The organism is Candidatus Avelusimicrobium sp. (genome assembly GCF_051874775.1).
GTDB lineage: Bacteria > Elusimicrobiota > Elusimicrobia > Elusimicrobiales > Elusimicrobiaceae > Avelusimicrobium.
Genome location: NZ_JBJEGE010000020.1, coordinates 1 through 11487 on the forward strand (window position 1 = coordinate 1; position 11487 = coordinate 11487).

An 11487-nucleotide genomic window follows, 5' to 3' on the forward strand; every position below is an offset into this window, starting at 1 on the left:
ATGGAATTGTTCGGATGAAAAGAAACCCCGGGCGTGAGCCCGGGGAGTTTCATTTTTTTATTATACCGTTTTTAATGCTACAATAGGTATAATCAAAACGCCGTATGGCGAAAGGGGGGTATATGAAAAACATTGTAGTGATTGGAGGAGGCCCTGCGGGTTATCCGGCGGCTTTAAAAGCTGCGTCGCTGGGTGCAAAAGTTACGTTAATTGAAAAAAATAAACTGGGTGGCGTATGTCTAAATTGCGGGTGCATACCGTCCAAATCGTTGTTGGATGCAGCGCACCGTTTTCAAACCGCGCGCGGGATAAGTGCGTTATGTACGGAGGAGAGCCCTGCGTTTGCCGGTGTGCCGGATTGGCAAAAAATCAAAGCCCGAGAGCAAGCCGCCGCGCGCAGGCTGACGCAAGGTGTCGGAATGCTGCTCAAAAAAGCAGGAGTGGAAGTTATTCAAGGGACGGCGTCGTTTAAAAATGAACATACGGTTGCCGTACAAACCGCAGACGGCGAACGCGACCTCGCGTGTGACGGCGTGATTTTAGCCGCCGGTTCGGAATCATTTTATCCGCCGCCGTTTGACGCGCTGAAGGGTCAAATTTACGATAATTCCAATATCTTTGATATGCCTTTGCTCCCTAAAACAATGGTCATTGTAGGCGGCGGCGTTATTGGGTGTGAATTTGCCGATTTATTAAGCGCGCTTGGCGTGGAAGTTTCTGTGGTGGAAATGCAGCCGCGTATTTTGCCTTCAGAAGAAGAAAGCGCGTCGCGCGCGCTCTTTCAAGCGCTTAGCAAACGCGGCGTAAAATTTTATTTGGGGCTTAGCGCGTCTGCTGCCGTTCATACGGACGGCGGATTTCAAATCACGCTTTCGGACAGACAGGTTTTAACGGCTGAAACTGTACTCGCAGCTATCGGGCGTGCGGTGGATTTAAGTGCACTTAAACTGGAAAATATCGGCGTAGAATGGACGCGCAAGGGCGTAAGCGTCAATCCGCAAACGCTGCAGCTGAAAAACAATATTTATGCCGTGGGCGACATAAACGGACTTTTTCAGCTGGCCCACGCCGCCACGCGGCAAGGGGAAACGGCAGCTTCCAATTTGTGTGGTGTTCCCGTTGTTTACGACAACAATTCCGTTCCGCGTGCCGTGTATACGTCGCCGGAGATTGCTTCAGCGGGGCTTACCAAATCCGCCGCGGAATCAAAAGGTATTCCCATAAAAACGCACAGGGCTTTTCTGCTTGCCAACGGGCGCGCCGTGGCGCAGGAGCAAACGGAAGGATTTTTTGAAATCGTTGAGGACGCTTCTTCCGGTCTTATTTTGGGTGGAACGCTGGTCGGGTCGTGTGCGTCTGAATTGGTACACGTGTTAAGCGTGGCGCTTGCGGCCAAGATGACGGTTTCCCAGCTTAAAGAAGTGATTTTTGCCCACCCGACGTTTGCCGAATCCATCGGGGAGGCAATGTCCAGATGATGCGGTTTTGCATTATACTTGTCCGCCCGCGCGACCCCAACAACATCGGGGCCGCGGCGCGGGCAATGGGAAATTTCGGTCTTTCCGATCTGCGCGTAGTAGAACCCTATGCGCCCGTCTGGCGCGAAGCCGTCAGCGCGGTGGGCGTAAGTGATATTTTGCAAAACGCCCGTACGTTTGACACGTTAGACGAAGCCTTAGCCGATACGCATTTTTCGCTGGCTTCTACGGCGATAAGGAACCGCCGGATGGATCAAGAGGTGGTGCCTCTGCCGCATTTAAACGAACGGCTGCAAACGGTCCCGCAAGGGCTTGCTGCCTTGGTGTTCGGAAACGAAAAAAGCGGGCTTTCGGGCGAAGATATTGCACGGTGCGACGCAGTTTTGAATATTCCTACCTCGGCCAAACAGCCGTCGGTTAATTTGGCGCAGGCGGTTATTTTGTGTTGTTACGAGCTTTCCCGCCGTCCGGATTTTAAGCCGCTTCGCAGTGCGGGCGGAGAAGAAGCTCCCGCCACGGACGCACAACGGGAAATTTTTATCGCCGCGGCCGAAGCATTATGCCAAAAAGCGGCCTTGCGTGCGGATTTGACGGTTTCCCAGCGCAAAGCTTTTTTGCGCGGCGCGCTTTCACGCCATCCGCTTACGCGCGATCAGTTGTTTTTTCTTAAAAAACTGGCGGATAAACTTAACGCGCTTTTACCGGAAATCGGTCAGTCAAAGATTTGATATTTTGTTAAAATATAAATATACGCAAAGGGGGCCGTTATGCGCGCGGACTACAATATTCTCGTCATCAATCCGGGTTCCACCTCGGATGATATTGGCTATTATCGGGGCGAAAAGCCCGTGTTTGAAGTTACCGTGCGCTATTCCTTAACCGATCTGGAGCCTTACGAGGGCAAAAACGTTACCGAGCAGCTTCCGCTGCGCCGCAAACTGATTTTGGATTATCTGTTGGACCATAAAGTTCCGCTGAAAGAAATTGACGCGGTCATCGGCCGCGGCGGATTTATCCGTTCCGTGGAAGGCGGCGTATACGCCGTCAACGATAAAATGATTCGGGATTTGGAATCCGGCCGCTACGGCGGTATCCACCCCAGTAATTTGGGGGGGATTTTGGCGCGGGAAATCGCCCAGTATGCCGGATGCCCCAGTTTTATTGCCAACCCTGTGGTCATTGACGAACTGCAGCCTGTGGCCCGCTATTCGGGTATGCCGGAAAATCCGCGCATTTCCATTTTCCACGCGTTAAGCCAAAAACGCGTGGCGCGTTTAATTGCAGATAAGCTGGGAAAGCCGTATGAAGAAGTGGACTGCATTGTCTGCCACGGCGGCGGCGGAATTACAGTAGGCGCGCACCGAAAGGGTAAGGTGGTGGACGTCAATAACGGCTATGAGGGGGACGGCCCAATGACTCCTCAGCGAAGCGGCGGAGTGCCGTCTTCGGGTTTGGTGCAGATGTGTTTTTCGGGCAAGTATTCGCTGCGCGATATGCGGTTAAAACTGCGCGGCAAAGGAGGCCTTGTAGCCTATACGGGTACGTCCGACGTGAAAGATTTGGAAGAATTTATCCGTACCGGAGAAAAACGCCCGGGGTCGCTGATTACTTGTACGCGGCAGGAAGCCAAACTGGCCGAGGATGCGATGATTTATCAAATTTCCAAATATATCGGCTCTATGGCTGTGGTGTTGGAAGGTAAAGTTGATTTTATCGCGCTTACCGGCGGGCTGATGCACAGTAAATATATCCCGCAGGAAATTGGCCGTTATGTGGGGTGGATTGCACCGATGTATGTGTTCCCGGGCAGTGAAGAAAAAGACGCCCTTCGCGTAGCGGCGCGCCGTGCGCTTATGAACCCGAAAATTGTGCAGGAATACGTATAAAATTTATTTTATCATTAGCAGTAAGGAGAAAGAAAAATGAAATTCACAAGTTTTGCGGATTTGATTAACCAAGTAAAAGGCAAATCCAACCGCGTCGTCGTTCCGGGCGCCAATAACAAAGAAGCTTTGGAAGCCATTAAAATGGCCGATGAGAACGGGCTTATTTCCCACGGAATTTTAATTGGGCCTGTTGCTGCCGTGAAAGAAATGGTGGCCGCAGCCGGACTTGACGAATGTAAATTCGAATTTATCGATTGCGACGACGTTCCCACAATGTGCAAACTGGCCGTAGACCAAATTTTAGCCGGAAAAGGCGACTTTTTGATTAAAGGCCTCGTTGACACCAAATACTATATGAAAGCGATTCTGAACAAAGAAGCCCATCTGGTGCCGGAAGGTGCGCTTTTGTCACACTTTGTTTTATTCAGCACGCCCAAATATAAAAAACCGTTTGCCGTAACCGATTCTGCCGTTGTCATCGCGCCGACCTTGGAGCAGAAAGCCAAAATTATTCAAAACGCGGTCAATACGATGCACAAACTCGGTCTTGAAAATCCGAAAGTGGCCTGCGTATGCCCCGTGGAAAAAGTAAACGAGAAAATTCCCTCCACCGTGGACGCCGCCGCCCTCGCGCAAATGAACGCCGAAGGCAAAATCACTGGATGTACTGTGGAAGGTCCATACGATTTATACATTTCCCTTTCCGCTGAAAAAGCGGCCGAAAAAGGCATTAAAGGCAAAACTGTAGCTGGCGACGCCGATATTTTAATGCTGCCGGATTTGGACGCGGCTAACCCGCTCTATAAAGCTTTGGCTTTTTTTGGGGACAGTATGGAAGCCGCAGCCGTTTTGGTGGGACCGAAAATTCCGGTTATTTTACCGTCCCGCGCCGATGACCCGAAAGTAAAGCTTAACGCCATCGCGCTCTGTTCGTATTTAAAAGATCAAAAATAGTTATTGTCGGGGCGGGTAAAACCGCCCCGAATTTTGTGTATGAAAAACCGGATTTTAACGTTTGTAAACCAACATTACCGCCGTTACCACGATATCCTGTTTTACGTGCTGACGCTTGCCGTCATCGCCGTAGCAACCGTGGTGGCACTTCAAATTACGCACCATAAAAATGAGTTGGAGCGTGAAAACCAGCGCACACGTGAAATTCCGGTACAGGAATATACCGTTGGGCAGAAACCCGTCTATGTAGCGTTGCAGGAAGCGGGGCTTTCCAATCAGAATATTGCCCAGATTGTCGCCAAATTATCCTCCGTGGTGGATACGCGCAAGCTTCAAAAAAACGATGTATATTCGCTATCTGTGGAAGGCGGGCAGTTTGTGCTTTTGGTGCTGACGCAAGGTTTCAAACGGTATTATGTAGCGAATGTGGAAGGCTCGCTGGTGGCGGGCGTGAGTGACGTGGAAATCAAAACGCGCATAAAAACTGCCGCGGGAACCATTGAAAGCTCGCTGTTTAATGCGATGCTGTCGGACGGACTGCAAGTTCCGCTTATTTTGGATTTTACGGATGCTTTTTCTTGGACGATTGATTTTAATACCGATACCCGCACCGGTGACGAATACGCTGCTCTATGGGAAGAAAATTATACCGCATCAGGTGAGATTACCAGTCAGGATCTGTTAGCCGCCAGTTATAAAGGAATGTACGGTACTACGTACGCGTTTTACTTCGAGGATGATTTTTACGATGAAACGGGTAAAATGAGCAAAAAAATGTTCTTAAAGTCGCCTATTAGTTTTCGCAATTATCGTATTTCGTCGCGTTTTTCATACGGGCGCTTGCATCCGATTTTAAAAATTCGCCGCCCGCATTTGGGTATCGATTACGCTGCTCCGATGGGGACCCCCGTGCAGGCGGTGGCGGACGGTACTGTCAAATTCGCGGGGAAAAAAGGGGGATTCGGCAACTTTGTGGAACTGAAGCACGCCAACGGATACACCACGATGTACGGCCATTTAAAAAGCTACGGCAAAGGTGTAAAGACCGGCGCAAAAATAAAACAGGGGCAGACGGTGGGCTACGTAGGCAGTACGGGGCTTTCCACGGGGCCGCACTTGGATTTCCGCATTAAAGAAAAGAATCAATTTGTAGACTTTTTAAAGATGAAAAACCGTAATTCCGCAGTGCGTGACGTACCCAAAGATAAGCGTGAAGAATTTGAAGAATTAAAAGTGCTATACTTAAAGGAATTGGATGCGGCTAAAAAGTCATCCCAACCAGCCGATCCGGAGGAATCCAATGAAGCATAAAAAAATCGCTCTTACTGGAGGTCCCAACAGCGGTAAGACGACGGCTCTTTCCGTTTTAAAAGAAACATTCGGCCCGCAAGTGGAACTGGTGCGCGAAGCCGCTACGCTGATTTTCAGCGGCGGATTTCCGCGCAAAGACAACAGCCGGCCCCATATTGAAGCGGCCCAGCGCATTATTTTCTTTGCCACGAAACAAATGGAAAGTTTGGCGGAAAAATCGTCCGACGCCCAGCTGATTGTGTGCGACCGCGGCACCGTGGACGCAGCCGTCTATTGGCCCGACGGCGCGGAAGCGTTTTTTGCGCATATGGGCACCACGCTGGACGCGGAACTAGCCCGTTACGATGCGGTACTTCACCTGTCCCCGCCGTCCAATCCGGCTTTTTACCAGTCCACCCACGTGCGTACGGAAAATTTGGACGAAGCCTTTGCCATTGACCGCAGAATTCTAAAAATTTGGGAGAAACATCCCAACCGTATGATTATCGGCGGTACAGAACACTTTTTTGAAAAAGCGGAAGCCATCAAAAATTTTGTAGAAAAAATTATTAGAGGATAACCTATGAAAAAAATCGTTTTAACCGGCGGCCCCAGCGGCGGCAAAACCACGGCTCTTTCCATTTTGAAAGAGACGTTCGGCAACAAAATCGCGCTCGTGCAGGAAGCCGCCACGCTGATTTACAGCGGCGGATTCCCGCGCAAAGACAACAGCCCTGTGCATATTGAACACGCGCAGAACATTATTTTCTATACCGTCCACCAACTGGAAGAACTGGCCGAAAGAACTTCTGATGCCAAAGTAATGGTGTGCGACCGCGGCTCTATTGACGGTGCCGTTTATTGGCCGTACGGACCGGAGAATTTTTTTGAAGCGATGGAAAGCTCTCTGGAAGCGGAACTGGCCCGCTACGACGCGGTCATTCACTTGTCTCCGCCGCCCGAAAAAGATTTCTACCAGGCCACCAACGTCCGCACCGAAAACTTGCAGCAGGCGTTTGAAATAGATGATAAAATCTTAAAAATTTGGGAAAAACACCCCAACCGCTTGGTGGTTCCGCGTGAAAAACATTATTTTGAAAAAGCGGAAATTATCAAAAATTTTGTGGAAAAATTAATTTCCTAATAAGTACAGGAGCTTGAAATGATTTGGAATCCGTTTAAGAAAAAAGACGCCTCCGCTACCCGCGCTGCGTCCGAAAAACCCGCTAAAAAAGAATCTATTGAGCAGCGTATCGAGCGCGAGTTGGATTCTCTTCCGGCTATAATTAAGGGAAAGTTAAAGGACCCCGAAATTAAAAAACGCTTTATCGATATTGCCAAACGCATGGAAAAAGACGGCGTGGACTTTAAAAGCATCCGCCAGATGAAAAAGTGGATGAAAGAGCACGAAGCCGAACTGCGTTCCGAACAGGCCGGTGCGCCCGCCAAAGTGGAAACGGTGGTACACGAAGGGCCGAAAATCGGCCGCAACGACCCGTGCCCGTGCGGGAGCGGAAAGAAGTATAAAAAGTGCTGTGGAGCCGGTAAGTAAGGGCTGGTATTAACTTGCAATTTGCGCATAACGGATAAGAAAGAAATTTCTTATCCGTTGTTGCTTTTACGGGCAACCATTTTCCACATTTGGCTAACTTTGCGTTCCCTTGCCACTCGGCGTACCTAACAGTACTTCCTTGGGCAACTGGCAACGCAAATTTAGCGCAAATCTGATTTAGCAGCCGAAGTAACGTAATGTTATTCCATACTGCACGGCGTTTGAGTAACGGCTGATGTTAACTTTAAATAGCGCACGAACCGCAAAGAAAATCTCTTTGCGGTTCGTTGCTTTTGAACGCTTACACTAGTGTTGCGTCATCCCGTAAGAGCCTGCACCCGGACGCTGCACGCCGCCAGGGGTTGATTCGTTTTTTTTTTTTGATACGATAAGATCATCCCGTAGTATTTGGCGGCCCGCAGGATTACGGGTTCTCCCTTTTATAGTTTAAGCGGTAGATTCTGAGGCCCTGCGGGTTGCCAGACTCAGGATAACTTTTTTAATGGGGAAGATATGAAATGAAAAAATTTAAAGGTGTCATTCTGAACTTGTTTCAGAATCCATATCAAAAGAAAACAACATCTAATCAACAGACTGGATCCCGGAACCGCGTCTGGGATGACGGTAAAATGAAAGGTTTTACGTTAATAGAATTGTTAGTTGTCGTTTTAATCATTGGCATATTGGCGGCGGTAGCGCTGCCGCAATATGAATTGGCGGTGGAAAAAGCGCGGCTGGCGGAAGCGTATGCGCTGGGGCGCAGTATCGGGCAGGCGCAAGAGGTGTATAAACTGGCCAACGGCGTGTATACGAATGATTTTTCCCAGCTGGATTTTAATGCGCCGTGTCGGGTGGAGGATGAGACCAAAAATGATGTAATATACTGTTCTGATTTTCGGTTTTATTTATACAATAGTATGGATTTTCATATGCAAATTTCTTCTCTTCGCGGGGAGTATTGGTTGGATTTAGTATACCCGGACAAGTGGATTTGTGTTCATGTTGAATCGTCGAAAAAAGGCGCTTGTTTATGCCGCAGTTTGGCGGGCAGGTCTGGGGAGAAGTCTCATTCGGAGACTATTCGTTATCCGTTAAATTAAAAAACCCGCTCTTTTTAGGGCGGGTTTTTAGTTCCGTAAACCTGTTATTTCGTCAATTTATTTAATCTGCCCTGCGCACGGGAAGAAAGTTTGTCCGTGGGGTAATTGATAATCAGCTTTTTATACGTTTCCACGGCCTGTACATTCTTGCCGGCCTGTTCATACGCCTGCCCTAAATCAAACATTAATTGGGGGGCATTGGGGCCGGACGGGTGCGCTAACAACGCTTTTTCCAAGGAGTGGATATATTTGGTTTGGTCGCGCAGTTGTTTTTTTGCGATTTTGGCCGCTGCGCGCAAAGACGATGTTGATTTTTCTTCATCCGCGCCAAACAGCGCGGCCGTTTGGTGCAGCGTGTTATACGCGGCTTCAAAATTTTTCGTTTTGGCGTAAACGTCGGCTTTGCCGCGGTAGGCTTCGTACGCGGCGGGCGTGGCGCCCAGCAGTTCGATGGCTTTGTCGTAATTGATAATTGCGCCGTCGTACTGTTTGTTGTTTTCGTCTAAAATAGCCATATGTTTGTAGACGATGCCCGTTTCGGCGGAGCCTTCAAATTCGCGCAGCACGCGGGTATAGGCCTCTGTGGCGGCGGCGGTATCCTTCAAATTATCCGCGTAAATATCGCCGATTAAACGCAAACTTGCCGCTTTGTAGGGCGTGTTCGGGTACAGTTCCGCCGCTTTTTTGTATTGGAAAATGGCGGCCAGATGGTTGCCGTTTTCACGGTGGAGATCGCCGTACCACAGTTCCACTTTATCGTTTTCTTCATAAGCGGGATAGCGGACGAAAAAAGCTTCAAACGCCTGTGCGGCGGGCGCGTAAAATTCGCGTCCGGCAAGTTTGGACAGCGCATACAAGGCTTGCGCTTCGCGCTGGGCCGCGGTTTGTTCTTCGTCAGACAGCGCGGCGGTAAAAAGCTTTTCCGCCTGATCTCTGCGGTTAGATTGAATGGCCTGAACGGCGTCGGCCAGCAGCGGGGTCAGCAAGTTCATATCCGTTTGCGGAAATAAGTGGCGCAGACGGAACAGCGTGACCGCCGCCTGTCCGTTTTCCTGCGCGCGCAAATAAAGCCGCGCCTGCATCAAAAGGGCATCCTTGACGGCGGGCGAAGTTTGGTTTTGGGTCGCCCACGTATTGAGTCCCTCGGCAAGCGACTTGGCGGCCATACGGGTTTCGCGGTTGCTTTCTGCCGTAAAAGAGGAGATTTCTTTCTTATAAAATTCCAAAGCCGCCGCCGCGTCAGCCGCGTGCAAATAAGGCGCGCAAAAAGCGGCCAACGTAAGTAAAAATACGGTTTTTTTCATCTTTGTGTCCTAACGGTAGTTGGTAAATTGGAGCTCCACTCCGTAATCGCCGTTTCTTAAAAGGGCCATCGTGTTTTGCAGTTCATCCTTGGATTTGGAAGATACGCGCAGCTGGTCTCCCTGAATGGAAGCGGAAACTTTCAGTTTGGCGTCTTTAATTGCCTTGGAAATTTCCTTGGCTTTGTCGGACGGGATACCCTGTTGGATTTTTACCGTTTGTTTTGCGGTTCCGCCTAGTGCGGATTCGATTTTCTGCGGCTGCATATTTTTAAGCGGAATACCGCGTTTGGCGATACGGGTAAAAATAATATCGCGCAGGGTGTTTACCTTGTACTCGTCGCTGGAGGAGAGTTTTAACTCGTTGTCTTTCTGGTTGAGTTCAATGGACGAGTTGGTGCCTTTGAAATCGTAGCGGTTGGTAATTTCTTTATTAGCCGCGCTGACGGCTTCGCTGATGACGTTTAAATCCACTTTGGATACGACGTCAAAACTGTAATCTGCCATAATATAAAACCTCCGTTGGCTGGATTTATTTACTATTATTATAGCTTTTTTTGTACAATGGTTTTAGCGGCGCGCGGCGCCGCGCTTGCCGCACCCGCGCGCTTAATTCCACGGAGGATACTTGTATCGTTTCCGCCGGATGACTCTCCGGCGCGCTAAAAATTATGAACATTAAAATTCGCTTGACCGTAATGAACTTCCTCCAGTTTGCCGTGTGGGGTGCGTACCTGACGTCTATGGGTGCGTTTCTGGCCGGAGCTGGACTTGCGGAAAACATCGGCTGGTTTTATGCCGTACAGGGATTTGTTTCCCTCTTTATGCCGGCGGTAATCGGCATTGTGGCGGATCGTTGGATTCCCGCCCAAAAGATGTTGGGTATTTGTCACTTTTTGGCTGCGGCGGGGATGGCGGCTGCGGCGTATTTCGGTTCGTTGCCTGTTATCAGTTTGGCGGCAGTATTCGGATGCTATACGTTTAGCGTGGCTTTTTATATGCCGACGCTGGCTCTTTCCAACTCCGTGGCTTATACGGCGCTGCGCCAATCCGGCTTGGATACGGTTTCCTCGTTCCCACCGATTCGCGTGTTCGGCACGGTAGGTTTTATCTGCGCGATGCTGACCACTAACTTTGCAGGTTTCCAAAATTCCTATGTACAGTGGTATTTTTCCGCCGCGCTGGGTGTAATTTTGGCTGCGTATTCTTTTACGCTGCCCGCCTGCCCCACCTGTCAGACCAAAGCCCAAACCTTGGCCGAAGCAATGGGGCTCAAAGCATTTGCGCTGTTTAAGCAGAAAAAGATGGCGATTTTCTTTATTTTCTCTATGCTTCTCGGTATGTCTTTGCAGATTACCAACGCGTACGCCAACCCGTTTATCAACGGTTTTAACTCGCTGATGGGGTTTGCCGGATCTTGGGGGGCGAACAACGCCAACGCGCTTATTTCTCTTTCCCAAATTTCCGAAACGCTGTGTATTTTGCTGATTCCGTTCTTCTTAAAACGCTTTGGTATTAAGAAAGTCATGCTTATCAGCATGCTGGCTTGGGTGCTGCGCTTTGGGTTCTTTGGCGTGGGCAACCCGTCTACGGGCGTGGGGATTGTGCTTTTGATTCTCTCTATGATTGTGTACGGTGTGGCGTTTGATTTCTTTAACGTGTCCGGTTCGTTGTATGTAGATAAGGAAACCGATCCGTCTATCCGCTCCAGTGCGCAGGGCGTGTTTATGCTGATGACCAACGGCTTTGGTGCAATGATCGGCACCCTGGGCGCCCAGTGGGCGATTAACAAACTCGTCAACGTCCACATCAACGCTTACACTGCCGCGCACGGTTTCCTGCCCGCGGGCGAAGTGTATCCGGCGGACGTATCCAGCGCGATTATGACGGGCTGGAGCGAATCCTGGTTTATTTTTGCGGGATATT

The 11487-nt window shown here is 49.7% G+C and carries 12 protein-coding genes; 10 read left to right on the forward strand and 2 right to left on the reverse strand.

The genetic code is table 11. From position 1 onward, the window contains the following. The first annotated feature begins 122 nt into the window (after positions 1-122). The 9 genes from lpdA (at position 123) to ACI351_RS04025 (ending at position 8260) form a co-directional block, all read left to right on the forward strand. Positions 123-1478: a dihydrolipoyl dehydrogenase gene (lpdA, locus tag ACI351_RS03985; RefSeq protein ID WP_439733965.1), complete on the forward strand. Its 1356-nt coding sequence runs from the start codon at positions 123-125 to the stop codon at positions 1476-1478. Further along, the gene (locus ACI351_RS03990) at positions 1475-2206 is read left to right on the forward strand and encodes an RNA methyltransferase (RefSeq protein WP_439733966.1); all 732 of its coding nucleotides are present in this window, start codon (positions 1475-1477) and stop codon (positions 2204-2206) included. Before lpdA ends, ACI351_RS03990 begins: the two co-directional genes overlap by 4 nt. A 39-nt stretch (positions 2207-2245) precedes the next feature. Beyond that, positions 2246-3364 (forward strand): butyrate kinase, encoded by a 1119-nt coding sequence (gene buk, locus ACI351_RS03995; protein WP_439733967.1) that lies wholly within the window; start codon positions 2246-2248, stop codon positions 3362-3364. Positions 3365-3400: 36 nt separating this feature from the next. Continuing rightward, positions 3401-4318: a phosphate acyltransferase gene (locus tag ACI351_RS04000; protein ID WP_439733968.1), complete on the forward strand. Its 918-nt coding sequence runs from the start codon at positions 3401-3403 to the stop codon at positions 4316-4318. 39 nt (positions 4319-4357) lie between these two features. Continuing rightward, on the forward strand, positions 4358-5629 hold the full coding sequence (locus tag ACI351_RS04005) for a peptidoglycan DD-metalloendopeptidase family protein (protein ID WP_439733969.1): 1272 nt from the start codon (positions 4358-4360) through the stop codon (positions 5627-5629). Then, positions 5619-6188 carry an ATP/GTP-binding protein gene (locus ACI351_RS04010; RefSeq protein ID WP_439733970.1) on the forward strand — a complete coding sequence of 190 codons (570 nt, stop codon included), beginning with the start codon at positions 5619-5621 and terminating at the stop codon, positions 6186-6188. Before ACI351_RS04005 ends, ACI351_RS04010 begins: the two co-directional genes overlap by 11 nt. A gap of 3 nt (positions 6189-6191) precedes the next feature. After that, the gene (locus ACI351_RS04015; RefSeq protein ID WP_439733971.1) at positions 6192-6752 is read left to right on the forward strand and encodes an ATP/GTP-binding protein; all 561 of its coding nucleotides are present in this window, start codon (positions 6192-6194) and stop codon (positions 6750-6752) included. 18 nt (positions 6753-6770) lie between these two features. After that, positions 6771-7160: an SEC-C metal-binding domain-containing protein gene (locus tag ACI351_RS04020; protein ID WP_439733972.1), complete on the forward strand. Its 390-nt coding sequence runs from the start codon at positions 6771-6773 to the stop codon at positions 7158-7160. A 629-nt stretch (positions 7161-7789) separates the two neighbouring features. After that, on the forward strand, positions 7790-8260 hold the full coding sequence (locus ACI351_RS04025; protein ID WP_439733973.1) for a type IV pilin protein: 471 nt from the start codon (positions 7790-7792) through the stop codon (positions 8258-8260). Between the two features lie 44 nt (positions 8261-8304). Here ACI351_RS04025 and ACI351_RS04030 read toward each other — a convergent pair whose 3' ends face one another. Continuing rightward, positions 8305-9564, reverse strand: a complete 1260-nt coding sequence (locus ACI351_RS04030) for a tetratricopeptide repeat protein (protein WP_439733974.1) — start codon at positions 9562-9564, stop codon at positions 8305-8307. Between the two features lie 9 nt (positions 9565-9573). Beyond that, on the reverse strand, positions 9574-10068 hold the full coding sequence (locus ACI351_RS04035; RefSeq protein ID WP_439733975.1) for a YajQ family cyclic di-GMP-binding protein: 495 nt from the start codon (positions 10066-10068) through the stop codon (positions 9574-9576). 164 nt (positions 10069-10232) lie between these two features. On the opposite strand from ACI351_RS04035, the gene ACI351_RS04040 reads away from it, so the two are divergent. Further along, positions 10233-11487: MFS transporter (locus tag ACI351_RS04040; RefSeq protein WP_439733976.1), on the forward strand; the 1255-nt coding region annotated here is incomplete at its 3' end.

Excerpts from the sequence above, each read along its gene's own strand:
- ACI351_RS04030 (WP_439733974.1), bottom strand. The coding sequence starts at position 9,564 with ATGAAAAAAACCGTATTTTTACTTACGTTGGCCGCTTTTTGCGCGCCT.
- ACI351_RS04010 (WP_439733970.1), top strand. The coding sequence starts at position 5,619 with ATGAAGCATAAAAAAATCGCTCTTACTGGAGGTCCCAACAGCGGTAAG.
- ACI351_RS04015 (WP_439733971.1), top strand. The coding sequence starts at position 6,192 with ATGAAAAAAATCGTTTTAACCGGCGGCCCCAGCGGCGGCAAAACCACG.
- ACI351_RS03990 (WP_439733966.1), top strand. The coding sequence starts at position 1,475 with ATGATGCGGTTTTGCATTATACTTGTCCGCCCGCGCGACCCCAACAAC.
- ACI351_RS04020 (WP_439733972.1), top strand. The coding sequence starts at position 6,771 with ATGATTTGGAATCCGTTTAAGAAAAAAGACGCCTCCGCTACCCGCGCT.
- ACI351_RS04000 (WP_439733968.1), top strand. The coding sequence starts at position 3,401 with ATGAAATTCACAAGTTTTGCGGATTTGATTAACCAAGTAAAAGGCAAA.
- buk (WP_439733967.1), top strand. The coding sequence starts at position 2,246 with ATGCGCGCGGACTACAATATTCTCGTCATCAATCCGGGTTCCACCTCG.
- ACI351_RS04005 (WP_439733969.1), top strand. The coding sequence starts at position 4,358 with ATGAAAAACCGGATTTTAACGTTTGTAAACCAACATTACCGCCGTTAC.
- ACI351_RS04035 (WP_439733975.1), bottom strand. The coding sequence starts at position 10,068 with ATGGCAGATTACAGTTTTGACGTCGTATCCAAAGTGGATTTAAACGTC.
- ACI351_RS04025 (WP_439733973.1), top strand. The coding sequence starts at position 7,790 with ATGAAAGGTTTTACGTTAATAGAATTGTTAGTTGTCGTTTTAATCATT.
- lpdA (WP_439733965.1), top strand. The coding sequence starts at position 123 with ATGAAAAACATTGTAGTGATTGGAGGAGGCCCTGCGGGTTATCCGGCG.